General features: G+C 67.3%; 23 protein-coding genes and 2 tRNA genes. 15 read left to right on the forward strand and 10 right to left on the reverse strand.

Going from position 1 to position 24049, the window contains the following annotated elements:
- The first annotated feature begins 6 nt into the window (after positions 1-6).
- The 6 genes from ACYVKR_RS23240 (at position 7) to ACYVKR_RS23265 (ending at position 4898) form a co-directional block, all read left to right on the forward strand.
- Positions 7-1080: an ABC transporter permease family protein gene (locus ACYVKR_RS23240; protein WP_460483358.1), complete on the forward strand. Its 1074-nt coding sequence runs from the start codon at positions 7-9 to the stop codon at positions 1078-1080.
- Between the two features lie 12 nt (positions 1081-1092).
- Positions 1093-1878: an ABC transporter ATP-binding protein gene (locus tag ACYVKR_RS23245; protein ID WP_460483359.1), complete on the forward strand. Its 786-nt coding sequence runs from the start codon at positions 1093-1095 to the stop codon at positions 1876-1878.
- A 2-nt stretch (positions 1879-1880) separates the two neighbouring features.
- On the forward strand, positions 1881-2624 hold the full coding sequence (locus ACYVKR_RS23250; RefSeq protein ID WP_460483360.1) for an ABC transporter ATP-binding protein: 744 nt from the start codon (positions 1881-1883) through the stop codon (positions 2622-2624).
- Positions 2625-2696: 72 nt separating this feature from the next.
- Positions 2697-3059, forward strand: coding sequence for a DMT family protein (locus ACYVKR_RS23255; protein ID WP_460483361.1), 363 nt, complete (start codon positions 2697-2699; stop codon positions 3057-3059).
- A gap of 167 nt (positions 3060-3226) precedes the next feature.
- Positions 3227-3874: a DUF47 domain-containing protein gene (locus ACYVKR_RS23260; protein WP_460483362.1), complete on the forward strand. Its 648-nt coding sequence runs from the start codon at positions 3227-3229 to the stop codon at positions 3872-3874.
- Between the two features lie 13 nt (positions 3875-3887).
- Entirely contained in the window at positions 3888-4898 is a 1011-nt protein-coding gene (locus tag ACYVKR_RS23265; protein WP_460483363.1) for an inorganic phosphate transporter, read from the forward strand.
- 108 nt (positions 4899-5006) lie between these two features.
- Here the strand turns inward: ACYVKR_RS23265 and ACYVKR_RS23270 are convergent, their stop codons facing one another.
- Together ACYVKR_RS23270 and ACYVKR_RS23275 are read right to left on the reverse strand one after the other, a co-directional pair.
- Complete coding sequence (locus tag ACYVKR_RS23270) at positions 5007-5465, reverse strand: TM2 domain-containing protein (protein WP_460483364.1); 459 nt, start codon at positions 5463-5465, stop codon at positions 5007-5009.
- An 8-nt stretch (positions 5466-5473) separates the two neighbouring features.
- A complete protein-coding gene (locus ACYVKR_RS23275) occupies positions 5474-6001 on the reverse strand; it encodes a GNAT family N-acetyltransferase (protein WP_460483365.1) in 528 nt (175 codons plus the stop codon).
- Between the two features lie 108 nt (positions 6002-6109).
- Here ACYVKR_RS23275 and rpsP point away from each other — a divergent pair, with 108 nt between their 5' ends.
- From rpsP to ACYVKR_RS23305, 6 genes are all read left to right on the forward strand, one after another.
- Entirely contained in the window at positions 6110-6361 is a 252-nt protein-coding gene (gene rpsP, locus ACYVKR_RS23280; RefSeq protein ID WP_460483366.1) for a small ribosomal subunit protein bS16, read from the forward strand.
- Positions 6362-6441: 80 nt separating this feature from the next.
- Positions 6442-7014 (forward strand): ribosome maturation factor RimM, encoded by a 573-nt coding sequence (gene rimM / locus ACYVKR_RS23285; protein WP_460483367.1) that lies wholly within the window; start codon positions 6442-6444, stop codon positions 7012-7014.
- A gap of 15 nt (positions 7015-7029) precedes the next feature.
- Positions 7030-7797, forward strand: a complete 768-nt coding sequence (gene trmD / locus ACYVKR_RS23290; protein WP_460483368.1) for a tRNA (guanine(37)-N(1))-methyltransferase — start codon at positions 7030-7032, stop codon at positions 7795-7797.
- Between the two features lie 127 nt (positions 7798-7924).
- Positions 7925-8314 carry a 50S ribosomal protein L19 gene (rplS, locus tag ACYVKR_RS23295; protein WP_460483369.1) on the forward strand — a complete coding sequence of 130 codons (390 nt, stop codon included), beginning with the start codon at positions 7925-7927 and terminating at the stop codon, positions 8312-8314.
- 125 nt (positions 8315-8439) lie between these two features.
- Positions 8440-9150, forward strand: a complete 711-nt coding sequence (locus tag ACYVKR_RS23300; RefSeq protein WP_460483370.1) for an NUDIX hydrolase — start codon at positions 8440-8442, stop codon at positions 9148-9150.
- Complete coding sequence (locus ACYVKR_RS23305) at positions 9147-10115, forward strand: CobD/CbiB family protein (RefSeq protein WP_460483371.1); 969 nt, start codon at positions 9147-9149, stop codon at positions 10113-10115. The genes ACYVKR_RS23300 and ACYVKR_RS23305 overlap by 4 nt, the downstream gene beginning before the upstream one ends.
- 84 nt (positions 10116-10199) lie before the next feature.
- Here ACYVKR_RS23305 and ACYVKR_RS23310 read toward each other — a convergent pair whose 3' ends face one another.
- The 3 genes from ACYVKR_RS23310 to ACYVKR_RS23320 all read right to left on the reverse strand — a co-directional run bounded on the left by ACYVKR_RS23310 (position 10200) and on the right by ACYVKR_RS23320 (position 15751).
- The gene (locus ACYVKR_RS23310; RefSeq protein ID WP_460483372.1) at positions 10200-13193 is read right to left on the reverse strand and encodes a beta strand repeat-containing protein; all 2994 of its coding nucleotides are present in this window, start codon (positions 13191-13193) and stop codon (positions 10200-10202) included.
- 294 nt (positions 13194-13487) lie between these two features.
- The gene (locus ACYVKR_RS23315; RefSeq protein ID WP_460483373.1) at positions 13488-14540 is read right to left on the reverse strand and encodes an aldo/keto reductase; all 1053 of its coding nucleotides are present in this window, start codon (positions 14538-14540) and stop codon (positions 13488-13490) included.
- 11 nt (positions 14541-14551) lie between these two features.
- A complete protein-coding gene (locus ACYVKR_RS23320) occupies positions 14552-15751 on the reverse strand; it encodes an MFS transporter (protein WP_460483374.1) in 1200 nt (399 codons plus the stop codon).
- A gap of 147 nt (positions 15752-15898) precedes the next feature.
- On the opposite strand from ACYVKR_RS23320, the gene ACYVKR_RS23325 reads away from it, so the two are divergent.
- Positions 15899-16879, forward strand: coding sequence for a LysR family transcriptional regulator (locus ACYVKR_RS23325; RefSeq protein ID WP_460483375.1), 981 nt, complete (start codon positions 15899-15901; stop codon positions 16877-16879).
- Here the strand turns inward: ACYVKR_RS23325 and rsgA are convergent.
- Together rsgA and ACYVKR_RS23335 are read right to left on the reverse strand one after the other, a co-directional pair.
- On the reverse strand, positions 16860-17840 hold the full coding sequence (rsgA, locus tag ACYVKR_RS23330; protein WP_460483376.1) for a ribosome small subunit-dependent GTPase A: 981 nt from the start codon (positions 17838-17840) through the stop codon (positions 16860-16862). The two genes, ACYVKR_RS23325 and rsgA, sit on opposite strands and share 20 nt — an antisense overlap.
- On the reverse strand, positions 17837-19198 hold the full coding sequence (locus ACYVKR_RS23335; protein ID WP_460483377.1) for a M48 family metallopeptidase: 1362 nt from the start codon (positions 19196-19198) through the stop codon (positions 17837-17839). Before ACYVKR_RS23335 ends, rsgA begins: the two co-directional genes overlap by 4 nt.
- A 13-nt stretch (positions 19199-19211) precedes the next feature.
- Here ACYVKR_RS23335 and orn point away from each other — a divergent pair, with 13 nt between their 5' ends.
- Both orn and ACYVKR_RS23345 read left to right on the forward strand, forming a co-directional pair.
- Positions 19212-19817 (forward strand): oligoribonuclease, encoded by a 606-nt coding sequence (gene orn, locus ACYVKR_RS23340; protein ID WP_460483578.1) that lies wholly within the window; start codon positions 19212-19214, stop codon positions 19815-19817.
- A 271-nt stretch (positions 19818-20088) separates the two neighbouring features.
- Positions 20089-22080 carry a DEAD/DEAH box helicase gene (locus tag ACYVKR_RS23345; RefSeq protein WP_460483378.1) on the forward strand — a complete coding sequence of 664 codons (1992 nt, stop codon included), beginning with the start codon at positions 20089-20091 and terminating at the stop codon, positions 22078-22080.
- Between the two features lie 108 nt (positions 22081-22188).
- On the opposite strand, the gene ACYVKR_RS23350 is transcribed toward ACYVKR_RS23345, so the two are convergent.
- From ACYVKR_RS23350 to ACYVKR_RS23360, 3 genes are all read right to left on the reverse strand, one after another.
- Positions 22189-23421: a multidrug effflux MFS transporter gene (locus tag ACYVKR_RS23350; RefSeq protein ID WP_460483379.1), complete on the reverse strand. Its 1233-nt coding sequence runs from the start codon at positions 23419-23421 to the stop codon at positions 22189-22191.
- 318 nt (positions 23422-23739) lie between these two features.
- Positions 23740-23815 (reverse strand) — tRNA-Lys (locus ACYVKR_RS23355).
- 64 nt (positions 23816-23879) lie between these two features.
- Positions 23880-23955 (reverse strand) — tRNA-Lys (locus ACYVKR_RS23360).
- Between the last annotated feature and the right edge of the window lie 94 nt (positions 23956-24049).

A 24049-nucleotide genomic window follows, 5' to 3' on the forward strand; every position in this document is an offset into this window, starting at 1 on the left:
GACGCCATGAACAAGAAAGCACAATGGATCGTGGGCGCGGTGGCGCTGCTGGTGCTGCCGCTGGTGCTGCAGTCCTTCGGCAACGCCTGGGTGCGCATCGCCGATTTGACCCTGCTGTACGTGATGCTGGCCCTGGGCCTGAACATCGTCGTCGGCTTCGCCGGCCTGCTGGACCTGGGCTACGTGGCCTTCTACGCGGTGGGCGCCTACATGTTCGGCCTGATGGCATCGCCGCACCTGGCGGAAACCTTCGAGGGCTTCAAGGCCCTGTTCCCGAACGGCATGCACACCTCCATCTGGCTGGTGATACCGCTTGCGGCGCTGCTCGCGGCCTGCGCGGGGATTGTGCTGGGCATGCCGGTGCTCAAGCTGCGCGGCGACTACCTCGCCATCGTGACGCTGGGCTTCGGCGAGATCATCCGCATCTTCATGCTCAACCTGGACCAGCCGGTGAACATCACCAACGGCCCCAAGGGCCTGGGCCAGATCGATTCGATCAAGATATTCGGCCTGAACCTGGCCAAGCGGCTGGAGATAGGCAGCTACACCATCGAGTCGGTGTCGCTGTACTACTACCTGTTCCTGTCGCTGGTGGTGGTCAGCGTGTTCATCTGCTACCGCCTGCAGGATTCGCGCATCGGCCGCGCCTGGATGGCCATCCGCGAGGACGAGATCGCCGCCAAGGCCATGGGCATCAACACCCGCAACATGAAGCTGTTGGCCTTCGGTATGGGCGCCACCTTCGGCGGCGTGGCCGGCGTGATGTTCGGCGCCTTCCAGGGCTTCGTGTCGCCCGAGTCGTTCAGCCTGATGGAATCGATCATGATCATCGCCATGGTGGTGCTGGGCGGCCTGGGCCACATCCCCGGCGTGATCCTGGGTGCGGTGCTGCTGTCGGCGCTGCCCGAGGTGCTGCGCTACGTGGCCGGCCCGCTGCAGGCCATGACCGACGGGCGCCTCGACGCCTCCATCCTGCGCCAGCTGCTGATCGCGCTGGCGATGATCGTGGTGATGCTGCTGCGCCCGCGTGGCCTGTGGCCTGCTCCCGAGCATGGCAAGAGCGCCTTGCAGAAGAACTGAGGGAGCCGCAGCATGAACAATACGAACACCACCGCGCCGGTGCTGAAGGTCGCCGGCATTTCCAAGCGCTTCGGCGGCCTGCAGGCGCTGTCCGACGTGGCGCTGACCATCGAGCGCGGCCAGGTCTACGGCCTGATCGGTCCCAACGGCGCGGGCAAGACCACGTTCTTCAACGTGATCACCGGGCTGTACACGCCCGACTCCGGCAGCTTCGAGCTCGAAGGCCATCCCTACGAGCCCAAGGCCGTGCACCTGGTGGCGCGCTCGGGCATCGCGCGCACCTTCCAGAACATCCGGCTGTTCGCCGAGATGACGGCGCTCGAGAACGTGATGGTTGGGCGCCATGTGCGCACCAGCTCGGGCGTGCTCGGCGCCATCTTCCGCGGCCCGAAGTTCAAGGCCGAGGAGGCGGCGATCCGCGACCGTGCGCAGGAGCTGCTGGCCTACGTGGGCATCGAGCGCTTTGCGCAGTACAAGGCGCGCACGCTGTCGTATGGCGACCAGCGCCGCCTGGAGATCGCCCGGGCGCTGGCCACCGATCCCAAGCTGATCGCGCTGGACGAGCCCGCCGCCGGCATGAACGCGACCGAGAAGGTGCAGCTGCGCGAGCTGATCGACCGCATCCGCAACGACGGCCGCACCATCCTGCTGATCGAGCACGACGTGAAGCTGGTGATGGGCCTGTGCGACCGCGTGACGGTGCTCGACTACGGCAAGCGCCTGGCGGAGGGTACGCCCGCCGAAGTGCAGAAGAATGAAAAAGTGATCGAGGCCTACCTCGGAACCGGAGGACACTGAGCATGGCCGACCAATCGACCAACCAAGAGCGCCGGCAGGCGCTGCTGAAAGTACGCGGCCTGAAGGTGGCCTATGGCGGCATCCAGGCCGTCAAGGGCGTGGATCTGGACGTGTTCCAGGGCGAGCTGGTGTCGCTGATCGGCTCCAACGGCGCCGGCAAGACCACGACGATGAAGGCCGTCACCGGCACGCAGACCCTCAACGACGGCAGCATCGAGTACCTGGGCGAGAGCATCAAGGGCCGGGGCCCGTGGGACCTGGTGGCCAAGGGCCTGGTGATGGTGCCGGAAGGCCGCGGCGTCTTCACGCGCCAGACCATCACCGATAACCTGCTGCTGGGCGCCTACCTGCGCAACGACAAGGCCGGCATCCAGGCCGACATAGAGAAGATGTTCAACATCTTCCCGCGCCTGCGCGAGCGCAAGGACCAGCTGGCCGGCACCATGTCGGGCGGCGAGCAGCAGATGCTCGCCATGGCCCGCGCGCTGATGGCCCAGCCCAAGCTGCTGCTGCTGGACGAGCCCTCGATGGGCCTGTCGCCGATCATGGTGGACAAGATCTTCGAGGTGGTGCGCGATGTCTATGCCATGGGCGTGACGGTGGTGCTGGTGGAGCAGAACGCCAGCCGCGCGCTGGCCATCGCCGACCGTGGCTACGTGATGGAGTCGGGCGTCATCACCATGACCGGGCCAGGCCCGCAGCTGCTGAGCGACCCCAAGGTGCGCGCCGCCTACCTGGGCGAGTAGCGGCATCCCCACGGGGAAAAAGAGGGGAAAAGCGCTGGACAATGGCGCTTTTCTCGTTTGTGGAGCGCCATCGTGAGCTTTCTGAGCAACCTCCCCGTGTCGGTGCAGGCCATCGCCCTGCTGATCGCCAGCAATGTGTTCATGACCTTTGCCTGGTACGGGCACCTGAAGAACCTGTCGGCGTCGCCGTGGTACATCGCGGCGCTGGTGAGCTGGGGGATTGCCTTCTTCGAATACATGATGCAGGTGCCGGCCAACCGCATCGGCTTCACGCAGTTCAGCGTGGGCCAACTCAAGATCCTGCAGGAGGTCATCACGCTGTTGGTCTTCGTGCCGTTCTCGGTGTGGTTCATGGACCAGCCGCTGAAGTGGGACTACCTGTGGGCGGGCCTGTGCCTGCTGGGCGCGGTGTATTTCGTGTTCCGCAGTGCCTAGTATTTTGCGGGGGTTTCCCGCGGCGGCCTGGGGTGTTGTTGCCCGAAATATGACGGGTGGATGACAGCTCGCGTAGAATTTCGCCCGTCTGTGCCGCACAGTCCGACGGTTTTTCCGAGGGGCTGTGTGGCACATCCTTTATCCGCATTGAAACCAACAGGTGCATCATGCTCTTTGGCAAGCTCTTGCCACGCGAAGGCAACTTCTTCGAAATGTTCAACCAGCACGCGGATCGCATCGTCGAGGCGGCCCATGCGTTTTCGCAGCTCGTGGCCAACTATGGCGACGCGCATCTGCGGGAGAAGTACAACCAGGACGTCGACAACGCCGAGCGCGCGGCCGACCGGGTGACCACCGAGGTGAACCGTGCGCTGCACAAGACCTTCATCACGCCGATCGACCGCGAGCAGATCCATTCGCTGATCAACACCATGGATGACGTGGCCGACCTGATCCAGGACACGGCCGAGACCATGGCGCTGTACGACGTGCGCCACATGACCGACGAGATCACGCGCCTGACCGACCTGGCCGTCAAGTGCTGCGAGCGCCTGCGCGACGCGGTGAAGATGCTGTCGCGCATCGCCGAGCCGTCGGTGGCCGAGGCCGCCATCAAGACCTGCGAGGAGATCGACCGCCTCGAAGGCGACGCCGACCGCGTGCTGCGCAGCGCCATGAGCAAGCTGTTCCGCGAGGAGAACGATGTGCGCGAGCTGATCAAGCTCAAGGCGATCTACGAACTGCTCGAAACCATCACCGACAAGTGCGAGGACGTAGCCAACGACATCGAAGGCATCATCCTGGAAAACTCCTGAGTCCGGAACTTCGATGGAAACCATGCAAACTGCCCTGTGGGTGATCGTGGTGCTGGTGGCGCTGGCGATCGTGTTCGACTTCATGAACGGCTTTCATGATGCGGCGAACTCCATTGCCACCGTCGTCTCCACCGGCGTGCTCAAGCCCACGCAGGCCGTGGTGTTCGCGGCCTTCTTCAACTTCGTCGCGATCTTCGTGTTCCACCTCAGCGTGGCGGCCACCATCGGCAAGGGCATCGTCCAGCCGGGCATCGTCGACACGCACGTGGTCTTCGGCGCGCTGGTGGGCGCCATCACCTGGAACGTCATCACCTGGTACTACGGCATCCCGAGCAGCTCGTCGCACGCGCTGATCGGCGGCATCGTCGGCTCGGTGATCGCCAAGGCCGGCTCGGGTGCGCTGATCGCCAGCGGCATCTGGAAGACGGTGCTGTTCATCTTCGTGTCGCCGCTGCTGGGTTTCATCCTCGGCTCGCTGATGATGGTGGTGGTGGCCTGGATCTTCCGCCGCAAGAGCCCCGCCCGCATCGACAAGTGGTTCCGCCGGCTGCAGCTGCTCTCGGCCGGCGCCTACAGCCTGGGCCACGGCGGCAACGACGCGCAGAAGACCATTGGCATCATCTGGCTGCTGCTGCTGTCCACCGGCTACGCCTCGGCCAGCGACCCGAACCCGCCGACCTGGGCCATCGTGGCCTGCTACTCGGCCATCGCGCTGGGCACCATGTTCGGCGGCTGGCGCATCGTCAAGACCATGGGGCAGAAGATCACCAAGCTCAAGCCGGTCGGCGGCTTCTGCGCCGAGAGCGGCGGCGCGCTGACGCTGTTCATCGCCACCGCGCTGGGCGTGCCGGTGTCCACCACCCACACCATCACCGGCGCCATCGTCGGCGTGGGCTCCACGCAGCGCGCGAGCGCCGTGCGCTGGGGCGTGGCGGGCAACATCGTCTGGGCCTGGGTGCTGACCATTCCGGCCAGCGCCTTCGTTGCGGCATTCGCCTACTGGGTGAGCCTGCAGCTGTTCTGACCGGAGCGGCTGATTCAAAAAAGAGAGCTGCTGGCGCTTGTTCCGTAAGGATTTCAGATATGAAACTATCTGAATCCATTGCGGAGTAAGCGCTAGCAGCTCTTTTTTTTATTGCGGGTCTTGCGAGATCTTGCGCGCCTCTTCGATCTGGTACTCGAAGTAGTGCTGGAAGCTGTAGGCCAGGCTGGCCATCAGCACCGCCGTGCCCAGCATCAGTGCGGTGGCGATGCCGAAGACGGTGAACCAGTTGGTGCGGCCGGCCGGGTGTTCAGGCTCCAACGGCGGGTTGTGCCGGGCGTTCCACTTCTCCGGCGTTGACAGCCCGTACAGGATGGCGATCAGCGCGCCCACGGCGATGGTGAAGCCCAGCAGCGGGATCAGCATCCAGCTCATCTGGTCGTCCACGCCGTATTCCTTCAGCCGCTCGATGCCATACAGGCCCAGCGCCGTCGGGATCGGGAAGAGCCAGCCCCAGCTGTCGCGCAGCCCGTGCAGGTAGAAGCGGTGCAGGCCCAGCGGCCCGCCCACGAAGGCGAGCCAGGTCGCCACGGTCTTGTTCTTCGTCATGGCGGGGCTCAGGCAGCGGCGGGTGCGGTCGTGTCGCCGGCGCCCAGGGTCTTTTCCATCAGCACCACGTCGCGCCACTGGCCGAACTTCCAGCCCACCGACTTCATCGTGCCCACGTGCGCAAAGCCCAGCGCGGCGTGCAGGCCCACCGAGCCCTGGTTGGCCGAGTCGCCGATCACCGCGATCATCTTGCGCACGCCGCCGGCCTCGGCCTGCGCCAGCAGCGCCTGCAGCAGCAGCCGGCCCAGGCCCAGGCCCTGGGCATCGGCATCGACGTAGATCGAGTCCTCGGCCGAGAAGCGATAGGCCGGGCGCGGCTTGAACCAGTTGGCATAGGCAAAGCCCAGCACCTGCCCGTCCTGCTCGGCCACCAGGTAGGGCAAATCGCGCGCCAGCACGTCGCTGCGGCGCTGCGCCATGTCGGATTCGGAAGGGGGATCGGTCTCGAAACTGCCGGTGCCGTGCAGCACGTGGTGGGCGTAGATGCGGGTGATGTGGGGGATATCTGCTGCGGTACTGGCGCGAATGCTTGGCATGGTCGGTCGAAAATCGTATAATGCGTGGCTTTGCTGCGTGTCTCTGGCCGGGTGGCTAGTTGCGTGTCTCAAACGTGGCAGAAAACATCTCCACCCGAAGGATTCATTATGGTCGTAATTCGACTCTCCCGCGGCGGCGCCAAGGCCCGTCCTTTCTACAACATCGTCGTTGCTGACAAGCGCGTGCGCCGTGATGGCAGCTTCATCGAGCGCATCGGCTTCTACAACCCCACCGCTAAGGGCGGCGAAGAAACCCTGCGCCTCGCACAGGACCGCCTCGCCTACTGGAAGAGCGTGGGCGCCCAGACGTCCGACACGGTGGACCGCCTGGCCAAGCAAGCTGCCAAGCAGGCCGCTTAAGCCCCGGTAGATCGCTACCATCCCGAGCGGAGGCCGTTGGTCCTGGACTGACGGCTTTCGCTTTTTTTGCTTTCCAAATCATGCAACCCGCATCCACGCCCCTCACGCCCGCCGAACTGCCCGCCGACGCCATCGAGGTCGCCCGCATCCTGGATGCCTGGGGCGTCAAGGGCTGGTTCAAGGTGCTGACGCACAGCGCCGATCCGCAGGCGCTGTTCCAGGCCAAGCAGTGGTTCCTGCTGCCCTCGGAAAAGGGCGCGAAGCACTTCAGCGGCACCGTGGCGCTGGCCATGCGCCAATCGCGCTTCCATGGCGACACGGTGGTGGCATCGGCCGAAGGCATCGACGATCGCAACGCCGCCGAGAGCCTCAAGGGCGCGCGGGTGTTCGTGTCGCGCGCCGATTTTCCGAAGGCCGGCGACGACGAGTACTACTGGGTCGACCTGATGGGCCTGGCCGTGGTCAACCGCGAAGGCGTGGCGCTGGGCGTGGTGCGCGACCTGATGTCCACCGGCCCGCAGACCGTGCTGGTCATCGGCTACGAGGAAGAGGGCAAGGAGCGCGAGCGCATGATTCCCTTCGTCGCGGCCTTTGTGGACGATGTGTCGCTGCAGGACAAGCGCATCACCGTCGACTGGCAACCCGACTACTGACAACCCAGGTTCTGCATGCGCTTTGACGTCATCACGCTGTTCCCCGAGCTGTTCGAGCCCTTCCTGGCCAGCGGCGTGACGCGCCGCGCCTACCAGAGCGGCCAGGTGGCGGTGCACTGCTGGAATCCGCGCGACTTTGCCGAAGGCAACTACCGCCGCGTGGACGATCGCCCCTTCGGCGGCGGTCCCGGCATGGTGATGATGGCTGAGCCGCTGGCGCGCTGCCTGGCGGCGATCCGTGCAGACCGGGCTGAAACCCCGGACGCGCAGGCGCCGCTGGTGCTGTTTTCGCCCATCGGCGAAACCATCCGGCATGCCGTGGTGCAGCAGTGGTCGGACGGCGCCGGCGCCGTGCTGCTGTGCGGGCGCTACGAGGGCGTGGACCAGCGTTTCATCGACAAGCATGTCGATGCGCAGCTCAGCCTGGGCGACTTCGTGCTGTCCGGCGGCGAGATCGCGGCGATGGCGCTGCTCGACGCCATCGCCCGGCTGCAGCCCGGCGTGCTGCATGACGAAGGCAGCCACCAGCTCGACAGCTTCAACCCTGCGCTCGACGGCCTGCTCGACTGCCCGCACTACACCCGGCCCGAGGTGTGGGAGGGCGCGCCGGTGCCCGAGCCGCTGCTGTCCGGCCACCATGCGCGCATCGAGCGCTGGCGCCGCGACGAGCGCCTGCGCACCACGGCCGAGCACCGGCCCGAGCTGCTGCAGCAGGCACGCCAGGCGGGTGCGCTCGGCAAGCAGGACGAGCAGGTCTTGAAGCAATCCGGCAAGCTGCTATAATCCTCGGTTTACCGATCCTCTGCACGGCCGTTTTTCTCGATGGCGAGAGAAACAATACGCCGCCAGGCCCTTGTGGGCCACGCGGTCAGCCAACTCCATGGCGCGCGCAAGATCGTTGGATGTCAACATGAATCTGATCCAGATCCTCGAGCAGGAAGAAATCGCCCGCCTGAACAAGACCGTTCCCGATTTCGGCCCCGGCGACACCGTCGTGGTGAACGTGAACGTGGTCGAAGGCACCCGCAAGCGCGTGCAGGCCTACGAAGGCGTGGTGATCGCCAAGCGCAACCGTGGCCTGAACAGCGGCTTCACCGTGCGCAAGATCTCCAGCGGCGAAGGCGTGGAGCGTACGTTCCAGACCTACAGCCCGCTGATCGCCAGCATCGAAGTCAAGCGCCGCGGCGATGTGCGCCGTGCCAAGCTGTACTACCTGCGCGAGCGCAGCGGCAAGTCGGCCCGTATCAAGGAAAAGCTGCCGGCACGCAAGGCAGCCGTGGCTGTCGCTGCTGCGGAATAATCCACAGCCGCACGCTTCGTGCCCTGAAAGCCGCTACGCTCGCGTGTAGCGGCTTTTTTCATCGCCGTGCCCAGATGAGGACTCCTGAGTTGACGCCAGCACCAGACACCAGCATGCCGCGCCCGATGTCCAGCATTCCCGGCTTCGATCCGCGAAAGGTGCCGGTGGTCGGCGTGGACGCCCAACTGCCCGCCATCGATGCCGCGCAGCTGACCGCCGGCGCGCTGCGCCACCGCTTTGCGCTGGAGCACGCGCCCTGGCAGCCCGAGGTCAGCACCGAGGGCCGCTGGAGCACCCGCCCCGTCGCCAAGGCCGCCGTGCTGGTGGCGCTGGTGCAGCGCGAGGAGCTGTACCTGCTGCTGACCGAGCGCACGCACAACCTGTCGAACCACTCGGGCCAGATCGCCTTTCCCGGCGGCCGGCAGGACGAGAGCGACCGCGACGCCGCCGACGCCGCGCTGCGCGAGGCCTGGGAAGAGGTGGGCCTGGAGCGCTCGCAGGCCGAGGTCATCGGCAGCCTGCCGCAGTACGAGACCGGCTCGGGCTTCGACATCACGCCCGTGGTGGCGCTGGTGACGCCGCCGATGGAGCTGCGCCCCAATCCCGGCGAGGTGGCCGATGTGTTCGAGGTGCCGCTGTCGTTCCTGATGAACCCGGCCCACCACCAGTGGCAGCTGTTCCAGATGCAGGACATGCGCCGGCGCTGGCTGTCCATGCCCTATGCCGATCCGGCGACCGGCAAGGAGCGTTTCATATGGGGTGCCACGGCGGGCATGCTGCGCAACTTCTACCGCTTCCTGTCATTGCCCTTGCCTGGGTATGATGTGCGCCCATGAGTTTTTTCGCCACGCTGATCGCATTGCTGCTGGAGCAGGCCAGGCCGCTGGACCGGGGTAATCCGGTCTATGCCGCGGTGCGCGCCTGGGTGCAGTGGGTCAGCCGCAATCTCGATGCCGGACAGCGCCACCATGGCCGCCTTGCCTGGTGCGTGGCGGTGCTGCTGCCCACGGCGCTGGCGCTGGGCGTGGACTGGCTGCTGAGCTACCTGGTGGGCTGGCCGCTGGCCATGGTGTGGAACGTGGTGGTGCTGTATGTGACATTGGGCTTTCGCCAGTTCAGCCACCATTTCACCCGCATCCGCGACGCGCTGGAATCCGGCGACGAGGCCCAGGCGCGCCAGTACCTGGCCGACTGGCAGCAGGTGCAGGCCGATGACCTGCCGCGCAGCGAGATCGTGCGCCACGTCATCGAGTATTCGGTGCTGGCGGCGCACCGCCATGTGTTCGGCGTGCTCGCCTGCTATTCCATAGGCTCGGCGCTGGGCCTGGGTCCGGCGGGCGCGGTGTTCTACCGCATGGCCGAGTTCGTCGGCCGCGTGTTGGGCCCCGGCGGCCGCATGGCCGACGCCAGCGCCGCCATGCAGCGCGCGGCCAGCGCCGCCTGGTCGGCCATCGACTGGCTGCCGGCGCGGCTCACCGCGGTGAGCTTTGCGGCGGTGGGCAACTTCGAGCAGGCCATCGACAACTGGCGCTTCCAGACCCAGCTCTTCCCCAATGACGACGACGGCGTGATCCTCGCGGCCACCGCCGGCGCCATCGATATCCGCCTGGGCGGCGCCGCCCTGCGCGCGCGCAGCGCCGCGGCCGACGAGGCCGGCCCGCTGGACGGCGATGGCAGCACCACGCCGGGGCGCGACCCCGAGGTCGGCCACCTGCGCAGCGTGGTGGGACTGGTGTGGCGCTCGGTGGTGGTGTGGATGTTGCTGCTGGCGCTGCTCACGCTGGCACGCCTGCTGGGCTAACGCCCCGCATCTGGGCACGTTCCCCTCAAAACAAAGCGCCCCATCCCTGCTGCAGGGATGGGGCGCTTTGCCGTTGGACGGGCGTCAGCCCTGCGACTTGCGGCCCTTGCGCCGGATGCTCCAGGCGGCGCCGATCAGCGTGGCGCCCAGCAATGCCAGGCCGGCTGGGTTCGTCGTGGGCACCTTGCGCGGCTCGCCGTTGCGCACCAGCACCGGATCGGTATCGCTGGCGCTGTTGTTGCCGGGGTTGGTGTCGTGCACGGCGGCAGGAATGACCAGGGTGGCCGTGTTGGTCACCGAGCCCGTGAGGTCCGCGGCCACTGCGGCGGTGATGGTGTAGGTCAGCGCGCCGCCGGCGGGCAGCGAAATCAGCTCCGACAGGTTGCCGCTGCCGCTGGCCGCCGGGCAGGTGGCGCCGCCGGCGGCGGTGCAGGTCCAGCTGCCGTAGGTGATGCCGGCCGGCGGCGTGTTGCTCAGGGTCACGCCGGCGATATCCGTGTCGCCGTGGTTGGTGGCGACGACCACGTAGGTGGTGCTGCCGCCTTGCTGCACGCCATTGGCGTTGTTGGTGATGCTCACGCCCACGTCGCCCTCGCCGATCACCGACACCGTGGCCTGGGCCGGGCCGGTGTTGCTCAGGCCGGTCGACGACACCATGCCGCCGGCCGGGATGCGGTTGGTCAGGTTGCCGTAGGCCGTGCCCACCACATCGACCGCGATCGCGCAGGTGGCGCCTGCGGGCGCAGTGGCTCCTGCGCCGGCCACCTCCACGGTGGTGGCGCCTGCCGCGGCCTTCAGGTCGGCCGCTGCGATGGTGCAGCTGCCGGAGACGGCCAGGTTGGGCGGGTCTGCCACCGCCATGCCGAAGGGCAGGTTGTCCACCAGCTTGATCCCCGTCTGCGTGGGAGCGCCCTCGGTGTTGCTGATGATCAGCTTCAGCGTGGTCTTGTCGCCCAGGCGGTCCAGGGTCGTCTTGCTGAACTCCTTGCTCAGCTGCAGCGAGGCGCTCGATGCGGTGAGCGAGGCCGAGGCGCCGTTGTTGCTGGCAACCTTTTCGGCGGTGGTGATGGAGCGGGCCGGCAGGCTGTTGGTGATGGTGCCGTTGGCGCCGGCGGGCGCGCCCACTTCGACGACGATGGTGCAACTGCTGGCCGTGTTCTGGCCGGCCGGCGGGACCGGGATCGTGCCGCCGGTCAGCGAGAGCTGGCCCGGCGTCGCCCAGTCGAGCGTGCCGCCGCAGCTGTTGCTCACCAGGCTCTTGGCCTCCAGCACGAACGGGGTGCCGGGGAAGGTGTCGGTGAACGAGACATTCGTCAGCTCGGTGGCGCCCGCGGCGCGGTTCAGCGTGATGGTCATGGTCGACGTGGTCTGCCCGGACGAGATCGTGGTGGGGCTGAAGGACTTGCCTGCCGTGAGCGCCGCGCTCGCGCTGACTTCCGCCCATTGGATGTTCGGCCAGACGCCGCCGCCCGCGATGACCAGGTTGGCATCGCCCTGGCCGGAGGTGCCGCCGATGCGGTTGCGGTGCAGGCCCACCGTGGCGTCGCCGCCGATCCTGATCGGCACCGAGACGGTGCACGAGCCGCTGGCAGGAATCGCGCCGCCGGCGATGTCGATGCGGCTGCCGCCCACGGGCGCATTGACGGTGCTGCCGCAGGTGTTGCCGGCCGGTCCGCCCACGCTGAACGAGGTGCCCATCAGGCCGAGGTCATCGGTGATCGAGGTGATCGCTGCAGGCGCTGCCGCGCTGTTGGACAGCGTCAGCACCATCTGGAGGGTGTTGGTTTGCCGGCCCGCGTTCGCGTCGGTCACGCTCTGCTGGCCATTGAAGGTCTTGACGACGCTGATGCCGGGGCCGGGTCCGCCCGGGTTGATGGTCACGCTGTCTCCCACCACCGCCACGCCGACGGAGCCGAACTGCAGCGGACTGGGGGCAAAGTTCGCCTGGTTGTTGGTGGCGGTGATGTAGTTGCCCGTCGTGTTGACCGGGGTGTACTGCACATCGATGGTGCAGTCGCTCACGCCGGCCACGGTGCCGCCGCTCAGGCTGACCGAGGTGTCGGTGAACGAGGCCGTGCCATTGCAGCTGTTGCCATTGATGGCCGTGGGCCGTATGCCCGCCGGCACGTTGTCGGTGAAAGTGACGTTGGCCAGCGGGGTGGCGTTGAAATTCTGGACCAGTAGCGTGAAACGGGCGGAGCCGCCGTTGGGCACCGGGTCTTCGACGAAGTTCTTCAGGATGCGCGCCCCGGTGGTGACGGTGGCCGAGCCGCTGAACGGCGCGATGTTGGTGGCGCCGTAGTCCGCCGTCACGCTGTTGGACGCGATGGTATTCGTCTGGCCGCCGCTGAAGAACACATTGGGGTCGGCGGGCGTGACGTTGAAGCTGAGCGTGCAGGCGCCCTGGGCGGTGATGGTGCCGCCTGCCAGGCTGGCGCTTGCCGCGCCGGGCGCGGCGGTCACCGTGCCGCCGCAGCTCGTGGTGGCGTTGGCCGGGTTGGCGACGACCAGCCGCGCGGGCAGGTTGTCCGTCAGCGCGGCATTCGTCAGCGGAACGTTGTTGGGATTCTTCAGCGTGATGCTGACGGTCGAGGTGCCGCCGCCGCGGATCGTTGTGGGGCTGAACGCCTTGCTGCCCGTGATCGGCGCCAGCGCGTTCACGCGCAGGGCCACGCTCGACGCGCTGGTGTTGCTGCCCTGCGACGAGGTGGCCGTTCCCGCCGCGATGTCGCTGACATAGGTGCCTGCGGACGGGGCGCTGACCTGGGCGGTGATCTCGCATTGCCCGTCGGGTGCGGCGGACAGGGTGCCATTGGTGAGCACCAGATCCGAGCCCGACATGGCGACGGTGCCGGGCGCGCAGGTGGTGGCGAGGTTGGTGACGTTCAGTCCCGCGAGGGGAATGGAAACGCCGGTTCCGGTCGCCGCCGCCGCATTCTGGTTGATCAGGTGCACGGTCAGCGTCGTGGGCTGGCCCACGATGACCGTCGACGGGCTGAAGCCGTGGTTGACGTCGATGGCGGCCTGGGCGGCAACGGACGTCAGTCCACCTGCCGCCAGGGCCCAGGTGGCGCGCATAGCGCTTCTCATGCGTGGTATGCGGCGCATACCGAGGAGGTGTTGGAGCAGCATATAGTTCTTTCCAGCGTAAAACTGTTAAAACTATAGATACTTTCAAATAGATATAGAAAATCTATTTGTCAACAATGAGCCGCGAGGAGCGCGGCTATCGGCGAAAATACGCCAAAGTTCGCTATTAACTAAGTAGCTATTGGCGCTTGCTGACAGGGCGTTACAGCCGAATTTCACCTTGAATTCTGCAGCTGGCCCATCCGTCCGGGCGGGCCAGCTGCATCCCGGCCCCTTGCCGGATCAGATCGTCTGCACGCTGGAGCGCACGGCCGGCGGCGCCAGCTCGCTGAACTGGCCGTTCCAGTAGGGGTAGTAGGGATAGGGCGGCATGACCGCGCTGGCATCGTCCAGCAGGCGCTGCTGCTCGGGGCTCAGGCTCCAGCCCAGCGCGCCCAGGTTCTGCTGCAGCTGGGCCTCGTCGCGGGCGCCGATCAACACGCTGGCCACGGTGGGGCGCTGCAGCAGCCAGTTGATGGCCACCTGTGCGATGGTCTTGCCGGTATCCTCCGCCACGGCCGCCAGCGCATCGACGACGCGAAACAGCCGCTCGTCCTCCACCGGCGGCGCGAACTGCGCGGTCTGGTGCAGCCGGCTTTGCTCGTGCAGGGGCTGGCCGCGGCGCAGCTTGCCGGTCAGCCGGCCCCAGCCCAGCGGGCTCCACACCAGGGTGCCCACGCCCTGGTCCTGGCCCAGGGGCATCAGCTCCCACTCGAAGTCGCGGCCGATCAGCGAGTAGTAGGCCTGGTTGGCCACATAGCGGCTCAGGCCCAGGCGGTCGGCAGCGCTCAGCGACTTCATCAGCTGCCAGCCCGAGAAGTTGGACACGCCGATGTAGCGCACCTTGCCCGAGCGGACCAGTTCGTCCAGCACCTGCAGCACCTGTTCCACCGGCGTGTGGGCGTCGAAGGCATGCAGCTGCAGCAGGTCGAGGTAGTCGGTCTTCAGGCGCTTCAGCGCCGCCTCCACACCCGCGACCAGGTGCTGGCGGGAACTGCCCAGATCGTTTGGCCCCGGGCCGGTGCGCAGCCCGATCTTGGTGGAGATCAGGGCCTGGTGGCGGCGGCCGGCCAGCGCTTCGCCCAGGACGGCTTCGGAGGCGCCGTCGGAATAGACATCGGCGCTGTCGAACAGGTTGACGCCGGCATCGAGGCAGATGTCGATCATGCGCCGGGCGTGCGGCACGCCGCTTTGCCCCCAGGCGCTGAACAAGGGGCCCTGGCCGCCGAACGTGCCGGTGCCGAATCCCAGGGCCGGCACCTTCAGGCCGGAGCTTCCCAGATAGCGGTATTCCATGGTGTTTTCTTTCAATGGGTTGATGGTTGGATGGCAGGGGCGATGCCGCGGCCCGACGCCAGCGCAGTGCCACCGCGCTGGCCAAGCAGGGCCAGCGCCAGCCCCAGTGCCGACAGGGCGGCCGCGCCCCAGCCCAGCCAGAGCAGGCCGAGCCCGCCGGCGATGATCGCGCCGCCCACCCAGGCGCCGAGGGCATTGCCCAGGTTGAAGGCGGCGATGTTCAGGCTGGAGGCCAGGCTCGCTCCCTGCGGGCCGGCGTCGTCCAGCACGCGCATCTGCATGGGGGCCACGGTGGCGAACGCCACCACGCCGAGGACGACGACATAGGCCATGGCCGGCACCGCCTGGCCGAAGGCCCAGCGGCCCAGGGCCAGCGTGACCGCCAGCGCCGCCAGCGAGGCGACCAGCGCACGCGCCACGCCGCGGCGGTCGGCCAGCTTGCCGCCCAGCAGGTTGCCGGCGGCGAGCCCGGCGCCGAACAGCAGCAGGGTGATGGCGATCAGGCCGCTGTCCATGCGGGTCACCTGGCTGAGCAGGGGCTCGATATAGGTGTAGAGCGCAAACACGCCGGCAAAGCCGAACACGGTGATGGCCAGGCCCAGCCACAGCTGCGGCCGGCGCAGCACGGCCAGCTCCTCGCCCAGCGGCGCGGCTGCTGGCTGGGGCAGATGGCGCGGCACGAAGACGGCCAGCACGGCCAGCGCGAGCACGCCCACCACGGCCACCGCCGCAAAGGCCATGCGCCAACCCCATTGCTGGCCCACCCAGGCACCGGCCGGCACGCCGAGCAGGGTGGCCAGCGTGAGGCCCGAGAACATCAGCGCGATGGCCGACGCCTTCTTGTCGGGCGCCACCAGGCTGGTCGCCACCACGGCGCCCACGCCGAAGAAGGTGCCGTGGGTGAGGGAAGTGAGCACCCGCGCCGCCAGCAGCCAGCCATAGTCCGGGGCCAGCGCGGCGGCGGCATTGCCGGCGATGAAGATCAGCATCAGACCCATCAGCAGCAGCTTGCGCGGCCAGCGGCGGGTGGCCAGCGTGAGCACCGGCGCGCCCACGGCCACGCCGATCGCGTAGCCCGAGATCAGGGTGCCGGCCGTGGGGATGGAAATGTCCAGGCTTTGGCTGACCTGGGTCAGCAGGCCCATGATGATGAATTCGGTGGTGCCGATGCCGAAGGCGCCGGCAGCCAGGGCCCAGAGGGACGCAGGCATGGGGGAAATCCTTTCTTGTGGATGAGGCATGGATTGTGGAACGCAGGTATTTACCTGTGTAGATGGAACAGTGGAAAGATATTTGTGCCCACAAGGAACAAATAAACGCAGACAATCTACCCTTCCAGCGTGTTGCCCAGGCCTGCCATGAACTCCCACCCACGCGCCGCCGCGGCGGCCCCGTCTCCCGTCGAAGTCAACCGTTCCGGCGAGCTGGAGGTATTCGTGCTGGTGGCCGAGCGCGGCAGCTTCTCGGCGGCGGCGCGGGTGCTGGGCGTATCGCCGTCGGCGGTGAGCAAGATCGTCGCGCGGCTGGAGGCGCGGCTGAATGTGCAGCTGCTGCTGCGCAGCACGCGGCGCCTGCAGCTCACGCCCGAGGGCAGCCAGTTTCTGGACAGCGGCAAGCGGGCGCTGGCCGAGCTGAACGACGCGGAGGCGGCCGCGGCCGCGCGCAGCCAGCCGCGCGGCGTGGTGCGCATCAACGCCAGCTCGTCCACCGGCCAGCTGCTGCTGGTGCCGCTGGTGTCCCGGTTGATGGAGGCGCACCCCGGGCTGCGGCTGGACCTGAGCTTCACCGACCAGGTGGTGGACCTGATCGAGGCGCGGGCGGACATTGCGATCCGATGGGGCGAGCTGCCGCCGTCGGACATGGTGGCCCACCTGCTGGGCCGCACGCGCCAGGTGATCGTGGGCTCGCCCGACTACCTGCACCGGCGCGGCTGCCCCCAGCACCCGGACGAGCTGCGCCACCATGTGCGCATCGGCTGGAACTACCAGCGCGCGGTGCCGAACTGGCCCTTCTGCGTGGACGGGCGCAAGGTCGATGTGGACATAGGCGATCTGGTCCGCGTGAACGACGGCGACGTGATGCGCAACCTGGCCATGCAGGGCGCGGGGCTGGCGCGGCTATCGCTCTACCACGCCTGGCCCGACCTGGCCGCGGGCCGGCTGGCGGTGGTGCTGGAGGACTTCAACACCGGCGTGCTCGAGCCCATCCATGCCATCTACCTCGGCAAGCCCGAACGCCTTCCGGCGCGCACGCGGGCCGTGCTGGACTTCCTGAAAGCCGAGGTCGACCTGCGCCACGCCGAGGTGTCGCCGCCGGAGTTCAGTAGCGCTGCTGGCTGAGTTCGGCAAACAGATCGCTATAGATAGAGTAGCGGTTCGCGCTGATGGGTAGGGCGTCGTGGCCGTTTTTGATCGTATCGATCACGCCGCAGCCCGGCTCGTGCAGGTGGGTGCAGTTGTAGAACTTGCAGTCCTTGGCATGGGCGCCAATGTCCGGCATGCAGGCGGCCAGCTGCGTGGGTTCAATATGGTAGAGGCCGAATTCCTGAAAGCCGGGCGAATCGATGAGGGCCGTGGTGCGCGCCTCATCCACCCAGTACAAGGTGGTGCTGGTGGTCGTGTGCTTGCCGGTGTTCAGCGCCTGCGAGATCTCGTTGGTGGCCACGTTGGCGCCGGGGATCAGCAGGTTGATCAAGGTGCTTTTGCCCACGCCGGACGGGCCGAGCACCAGGGTGGTCTTGCCTTCGAGCAGGCCGTAGATGGCGTCGCGGTCTTCTTCATCCGCACCCTCCAGCGCAAACGGCAGCACCGTGTAGTGCGGTGGGTCGTCCTCGGCATCGCGCATGGTGCGATACGGTTCCAGCCGCTCCCAGGCGCGCAGAAAGGGCTCGCGCAGATCCATCTTGTTGAGCGCGATGATGGGCCTGATGTGCGCGGCCTCGGCAGCGATCAAGGCGCGCGCCAGCTGCATCTCGCTGAACACCGGCTCGGCGGCGATCAGGATCAGCAATTGATCGAGGTTGGCGGCGAAGGTCTTGGTGCGGATGTCGTCCTGGCGGTAGAACAGGCTGCGGCGCTCCTGCACCTTCTCGATGGTGCCCTCGTCGCCCTGGCCGGGCGGTGGCGGCTGCCACAGCACCTGGTCGCCGACCACGGCCTGGCTCTTCTTGCCGCGCGGATGGCAGATGCGGCGCACGCCGTCGGGCGTCTCGACCACGCAGTGGCGGCCGTGGCTGGCGACGACCAGGCCGGTGAGCGCCGTGGCGGCGCTGGCGGCGGATGTGCGGGAAGAGCGCTTCATGCGGCCGCCTGCGCTTGCAAATGTTGCAGGTGGGCCATGCGCTCGACGGCCGGCGGGTGCGAGTAGTAGTAGCGCACGTACAGCGGATCGGGCGTCAGCGTCGAGGCGTTGTCCTCGTACAGCTTGAGTAGCGCCGTATGCAGGTGCCGCGCATCGGTCTGGCGCGCGGCGTAGGCATCGGCCTCGAACTCGTGGCGGCGCGACCAGCCCGACACCAGCGGCGACACGAATCCGCTGAACACCGGCACCGCCAGCATGAACAGCAGCAGCGCCAGCGCATCGTTGGGCGCCGAACCCGGCACGCCCGCGATGTTGAAGTTGGGCGTGACTCCCAGGCCGGTGTAGAACCAGCCCTGGCGCGACAGCCAGCCCAGCAGCGCAAAGCCGGCCAGCGTCAGCACGAACATGCCGGCCATGCGCTTGGCGATGTGCTTGTGCTTGAAATGCCCCAGCTCGTGCGCCAGCACGGCATCGACCTCGTCGGCATCGAGCTTTTGCAGCAGGGTGTCGAAGAACACCACGCGCTTGGCGGCGCCGAAGCCGGTGAAGTAGGCGTTCGCATGCGCGCTGCGGCGGCTGCCGTCCATCACGAACAGGCCCTTGGCCGAGAAGCCGCAGCGCTGCATCAGCGCCTGCACGCGGCCCTTGAGCGCCTCGTCGGCCAGCGGCTCGAACTTGTTGAACAGTGGCGCGATGAAGGTCGGGTAGACCACCATCAGCAGCAGGTTGAAGCCCATCCACACCGCCCAGGCCCACAGCCACCACCAGCGGCCCGCGGCGCCCATCAGCCACAGGATCAGCGCCAGGATCGGCAGGCCGATCACCGCGCCCATCAGCGTGCCCTTGAGCAGGTCGGCCAGCCACAGGCCGGGCGTCATCTTGTTGAAGCCGAAGCGCTGCTCGATCACGAAGGTCTGCCACCAGCCGGCGGGCAGGTCGATCAGGCCGCCGATCAGCACGAAGGCGGCGACCAGCGCCAGCTGCTGCCACAGGCCACCGCCCAGCCACGACAGCAGCGCGGCGTTCAGCGCATCCAGCCCGCCCAGCAGCGTCCAGCCCAGCAGCACGGCCACGCCCAGGGCCAGCTCCAGCATGCCGAAGCGCGCCTTGGCCACGGTATAGGCCGCGGCTTTCTGGTGCGCGGCCAGGCTGATGCGCTCGGCAAAGCCGGCGGGCACGGCGTCGCGGTGCCGCGCCACATGGCGGATCTGGCGGCTGGCCAGCCAGAGCTTGAGCAGGGTGCCGGCGCACAGTGCCACGGCAAATGCCAGGGTGAACAGGAGGGAGGCGGTCAAGAGCGGATGCAGCGTGGGTTGCAAAGCAGGCAAGTGTAGGGGATCAGTGACAATACCGGCCATGGTTATTCCGAACATCCCTGAAGCGGCCGCACCGGCCGAGGCTCCCGCGCTGGCCAAGTCCGACCTGAACCTGATCTGGCTCGACTGCGAGATGACCGGGCTCGATCCCGAGGCGCACCGCATCATCGAGATCGCCGTCGTCGTCACTAGCCCCGACCTGGCCGTGCGCGTGGAAGGGCCGGTCATCGCCATCCACCAGAGTGAGGAGGAGCTGGCCAAGATGGATGCCTGGAACCGCGGCACGCATGGCCGAAGCGGCCTCACCGAGCGCGTGCGCGCCTCCACCATCGACGAAGCCGCGGCGCAGAAGGCGGTGCTGCAGTTCCTGCGGCACTATGCGCCCAAGGGCAAGGTACCCATGTGCGGCAACAGCATCGGCCAGGACCGGCGCTTTCTCGTCAAGTACATGCCGCAGCTCGAAGCCTTCTTCCACTACCGCAACATCGACGTCAGCACGCTGAAGGAACTGGCCCGCCGCTGGCGCCCCGAGCTGGTGACCGCCTTCAAGAAGGCCCAGAAGCACACCGCGCTGGCCGATGTGCATGAATCCATCGATGAGCTGGCTTACTACCGGGGTGGGTTTTTGCGGGTCGGGGCCGAGGCCGGCCAAGCGGCATAAACCGAACCCATTTGGGGAAAACCCGGGTTTGTGCGATAATTGCGGGCTACCCGCCAATGCCTATGGATTCTGTGGCGGGTAACACGCACATCTCCCTTCATTCATCGGGCTCCCAGCAAGGCGCAAGCCTCGGCTAGACAGAACAGCCCACCTGCTTCTTTGACAAGCCGGTTCCGTTTGATGGTTGATGTATTTGAAACCATCCGGATCGGTGCCATGTTCAGGCCTTGCGCCTGCGCGTGCGCTGTCCCTTTGCTTTTCGAGCTCAATGATGACGCATGATTTTTCCGTGCAGGGCGATGCCGCGCCTGCAGAACGTTCCATTTCCGTGGATTCCGACAACACCAGCGCGCTGGACCGTGTAGTGGCCCAGGCCGCCCTGGCTGACGACGGCGCCGAAGCCGTTGTCGCCGCAGAGGCCGATGCGGCCGATGTGGTCGAAGTGCCGAACGGCTTTGTGGAGCTGGGTCTCGCGCCCGAGCTGCTGCAGGCCGTGCAGGAACTCGGCTACACCCAGCCTACCGCCGTGCAAGAGCAGACCATCCCGTTTGCGCTGCAGGGCGATGCCGGCAGCCACATCGACCTGATGGTCTCCAGCCAGACCGGCAGCGGCAAGACCGCGGCCTTCCTGCTGCCCGTGCTGCACACGCTGCTCCAGCAGCAGGCCGAGGCCCAGGCGGCCGAGCGCGCCGAATACGAGCGCCTGTGCGCCGAAGCCGCCGCCAACGGCGAGCCGGCTCCCAAGCGCCCCAAGCGCAAGAACCCCATGAGCCCGCGCAGCTTCAAGGCCGCGCAGCCGGGCGCGCTGGTGCTGTGCCCCACGCGCGAGCTGGCCCAGCAGGTGGCGCACGACGCGATCGAGCTGGTGCGCCACTGCAAGGGCCTGCGCATCGCCAACGTGGTCGGCGGCATTCCCTACCAGCTGCAGATCGCCAAGCTGCAGAACGCCAACCTGGTCGTGGCCACGCCCGGCCGCCTGCTGGACCTGCAGCGCTCGCTGCAGATCAAGCTCGACCAGGTGCAGTTCCTGGTGGTCGACGAGGCCGACCGCATGCTCGACCTGGGCTTCTCCGACGACCTGGCCGAGGTCAACCAGCTCACCATCGCCCGCCGCCAGACCATGATGTTCAGCGCCACGTTCGCGCCGCGCATCCAGCAGCTGGCCATGCGCGTGATGCACGACAACGGCGCCAGCGTGAAGAAGATCCAGATCGCCACGCCGCAGGAAAAGCACGCCAACATCGAGCAGAAGCTCTTCTGGGCCGACAACTCGGACCACAAGCGCCGCCTGCTCGACCACTGGCTGCGCGACACCACGATCAACCAGGCCATCGTCTTCGCCAGCACCCAGATCGAGTGCGACGGCCTGGCAGGCGACCTGCAGCAGGCGGGCTTCTCTGCCGTGGCACTGCACGGCGCGCTGAGCCAGGGCCTGCGCAACCGCCGCCTGATGGCGCTGCGCAACGGCCAGGTGCAGATCCTGGTGGCCACCGACGTGGCGGCACGCGGCATCGACGTGCCCACCATCACCCACGTCTTCAACTACGGCCTGCCGATGAAGGCCGAGGACTACACCCACCGCATCGGCCGTACCGGCCGTGCGGGCCGCGCCGGCCTGGCAGTCACCTTTGCCGAGTTCCGCGATCGCCGCCGCATCTTCGACATCGAGGCCTACACGCGCCAGCAGTTCACGGCGGATGTGGTGCCGGGCCTGGAGCCCACGCAGCGTTTCCCCAGCGGCCGCAATGAAGGCCCGCGTGGCGGTGGCCGTGGTGACCGTGGCCGTCCGGCAGGGCGCGGCGGTTTCGGCGGTGACCGTGGCGGCTTCGGCGGCGACCGCGGCGGACGCAATGAGCGTGGTGGCGATCGTGGCTTTGGCCCGCGCCGCGACCAGGATGGCTACGGCCGCAAGCCGGGCTTCGGCGATGCGGGTGCAGGCCGCCGTGACGGCCGCTTCGAGGGCCGGCCCGAAGGCCGCTTCGAAGACCGCCGCCCCGCAGGTGGCGATGCCCGCTTCGAGCGCCGCGACCAGCCGGCCGAGCGCCGTTTCGGTGGCGGTGGCGGCGAGCGCAGCTTCGAGCGCAATGACCGCTTTGGCGGCGACCGCCGTGGCGACTCGCGCGGCGGCTTCCAGGGCGACAGCCGTGGCGGTGATCGCGGCGGCAATCGCGCTGGGCCGGGCGCGCCGCGCCGTGCAGCTCCCGCTGGCGGCAGCCGGCCCTACGTGCCCGCGGGTGGCCGGGGCCGCGGCGAGAATCGCTAAGCGATAACTCCTAAAAAAATAGCTGCCAGCGCTTGATACATAAGCGCTGGCAGCTTTTTTATGGGTAATCGATGCTAGAGAGGGCGGCGAAGCGCCGCTCAAGGATGCTTAGCTGGTTGCGTGCCGGCCGATGTCCGGCCAGCGGTGGTGAAAATACACCCAGCTCAGCAGGCCGGTCAGCATCATCGCCACCGAGCTGATGGCGAGCAGCACGGTCGAGTCCATCACCATCGGCGCGACCACGCCGGCCACCAGGCCGTTGGCCGCCGACGACACCACCGCCTGCAGTGACGAGGCCAGGCCGCGGCGCTCGGGGTGCAGGTCCAGCACCATCAGCGTGACCACCGGCGTCATCAGCGCCCAGCCGAACGAGTAGATGCCCAGCGGGAACAGCGCCCAGGACGGGTGCGGCTTGAAGACGATGTTCAGCGCCAGGTAGACGATGGACACCACGAACATGATCAGGAAGCCGTGGCGCACCTGGCGCTTTGGCGGAATCCGGCCGGCCAGCCGGCCGCTGACCCAGGCGCCGACCATGATGCCGCCGATCGTGCAGCAGAAGAACCAGAAGAACTGCGTGGGCTGCATGCCCATGTGCGTGCCCAGGAAGGTGGGCGCCGACAGGATGTAGACGAACATGCCGTTGAACGGGATGCCGCTGGCCACGGCCAGCAGCAAGAAGCGCGGGCTGCTGCACAGCTCCCAGTAGCCATGCATCAGGTTCTTCAGATCGAAGGCCTGGCGCTGGGCCGGCGGCAGGCTCTCGGGCAGTTTCCGGTAGCTGTACAGCCACAGGAAGGTGCCCACGCCGGTCAGGAACCAGAAGATCGCCGTCCAGTGCATGGAGGTGACCAGCAGCCCGCCGATGATGGGCGCCACGGCCGGCGCCACGCCGAAGAAGATGGTCACCTGGCTCATCACCCGCTGCGCCTGTGCGGGCGGGAACAGGTCGCGGATCACCGCGCGCGAGACCACGATGCCCGCGCCCGTGCTCGCCCCCTGCAGCGCGCGGAAGAAGATCAGCTGGCCGATGTCCTGCGCCAGCGCACAGCCTACCGAGGCGATGGTGAACGCCGCCAGGCCCCACAGCACCACCGGGCGGCGGCCCAGGCTGTCCGACAACGCGCCGTGGAACAGGTTCATGAACGCAAACGCGAACAGGTAGGCCGACAGCGTCTGCTGCATCTGCAGCGGGCTGGCCGACAGCGACTGCGCGATGCCGGCGAAGGCCGGCAGGTAGGTGTCGATGGAGAACGGCCCCAGCATGCCCAGCAGCGCCAGGACGATGGCGAGCGCCCACTGCGGTGACGGCGTGGATGACGGGGCGGATGGTGTATTCATAGGCTCAAGCAAGGCCGCACCGGCGCCATCGTGGCGCTGGTGCGGTGAAATTTCGGGGAGTGGGGCTCCTGCGAGGGGCTGGCGGCCATGGACGGAGCCGGTCGCCGGTCGGGCAGGGGTGCAGCGAGCGCTGCCGCAGTGGATACTGCCGCAGCGGTTGCTGCCGCAGCGGTTGCTGCCGCAGCGGTTGCTGCAAATCGTTGCGAGATTAACCGAATCCCGCATGTCGCGGTGAAGGGGCTCCAGAAAGCCGGTGTGGCGCTCTGGTATCGCAGCCCCAATGAAAACAGCCCAGGCAATGCCTGGGCTGTGGGGAGTTGGTGGGCCCTGAGTGACTCGAACACTCGACCAACGGATTAAGAGTCCGCTGCTCTACCAACTGAGCTAAGAGCCCGAAAAAAGAAAACCGCTAGGGTTTGGTCATGCAGCGCCTGCCGCATGGCAGGTGCCGGAAAAGCTGGTGGGCCCTGAGTGACTCGAACACTCGACCAACGGATTAAGAGTCCGCTGCTCTACCAACTGAGCTAAGAGCCCGATTCGCATCAAAAAGTGCGAAGACAGCGATTATGCACCAATTCTGAGGAAGTCTGCGGAAAAAATCCTGATTTTCCCGCAGATCGTTCCCCGG

Source organism: Comamonas humi (assembly GCF_054782535.1).

Coding starts and splice junctions, on each gene's coding strand:
- ACYVKR_RS23240 (WP_460483358.1), top strand. CDS start 7: ATGAACAAGAAAGCACAATGGATCGTGGGCGCGGTGGCGCTGCTGGTG.
- ACYVKR_RS23245 (WP_460483359.1), top strand. CDS start 1,093: ATGAACAATACGAACACCACCGCGCCGGTGCTGAAGGTCGCCGGCATT.
- ACYVKR_RS23250 (WP_460483360.1), top strand. CDS start 1,881: ATGGCCGACCAATCGACCAACCAAGAGCGCCGGCAGGCGCTGCTGAAA.
- ACYVKR_RS23260 (WP_460483362.1), top strand. CDS start 3,227: ATGCTCTTTGGCAAGCTCTTGCCACGCGAAGGCAACTTCTTCGAAATG.
- ACYVKR_RS23265 (WP_460483363.1), top strand. CDS start 3,888: ATGGAAACCATGCAAACTGCCCTGTGGGTGATCGTGGTGCTGGTGGCG.
- ACYVKR_RS23270 (WP_460483364.1), bottom strand. CDS start 5,465: ATGACGAAGAACAAGACCGTGGCGACCTGGCTCGCCTTCGTGGGCGGG.
- ACYVKR_RS23275 (WP_460483365.1), bottom strand. CDS start 6,001: ATGCCAAGCATTCGCGCCAGTACCGCAGCAGATATCCCCCACATCACC.
- rpsP (WP_460483366.1), top strand. CDS start 6,110: ATGGTCGTAATTCGACTCTCCCGCGGCGGCGCCAAGGCCCGTCCTTTC.
- rimM (WP_460483367.1), top strand. CDS start 6,442: ATGCAACCCGCATCCACGCCCCTCACGCCCGCCGAACTGCCCGCCGAC.
- trmD (WP_460483368.1), top strand. CDS start 7,030: ATGCGCTTTGACGTCATCACGCTGTTCCCCGAGCTGTTCGAGCCCTTC.
- rplS (WP_460483369.1), top strand. CDS start 7,925: ATGAATCTGATCCAGATCCTCGAGCAGGAAGAAATCGCCCGCCTGAAC.
- ACYVKR_RS23300 (WP_460483370.1), top strand. CDS start 8,440: ATGTCCAGCATTCCCGGCTTCGATCCGCGAAAGGTGCCGGTGGTCGGC.
- ACYVKR_RS23305 (WP_460483371.1), top strand. CDS start 9,147: ATGAGTTTTTTCGCCACGCTGATCGCATTGCTGCTGGAGCAGGCCAGG.
- ACYVKR_RS23310 (WP_460483372.1), bottom strand. CDS start 13,193: ATGCGCGCCACCTGGGCCCTGGCGGCAGGTGGACTGACGTCCGTTGCC.
- ACYVKR_RS23315 (WP_460483373.1), bottom strand. CDS start 14,540: ATGGAATACCGCTATCTGGGAAGCTCCGGCCTGAAGGTGCCGGCCCTG.
- ACYVKR_RS23320 (WP_460483374.1), bottom strand. CDS start 15,751: ATGCCTGCGTCCCTCTGGGCCCTGGCTGCCGGCGCCTTCGGCATCGGC.
- ACYVKR_RS23325 (WP_460483375.1), top strand. CDS start 15,899: ATGAACTCCCACCCACGCGCCGCCGCGGCGGCCCCGTCTCCCGTCGAA.
- rsgA (WP_460483376.1), bottom strand. CDS start 17,840: ATGAAGCGCTCTTCCCGCACATCCGCCGCCAGCGCCGCCACGGCGCTC.
- ACYVKR_RS23335 (WP_460483377.1), bottom strand. CDS start 19,198: ATGGCCGGTATTGTCACTGATCCCCTACACTTGCCTGCTTTGCAACCC.
- ACYVKR_RS23345 (WP_460483378.1), top strand. CDS start 20,089: ATGACGCATGATTTTTCCGTGCAGGGCGATGCCGCGCCTGCAGAACGT.
- ACYVKR_RS23350 (WP_460483379.1), bottom strand. CDS start 23,421: ATGAATACACCATCCGCCCCGTCATCCACGCCGTCACCGCAGTGGGCG.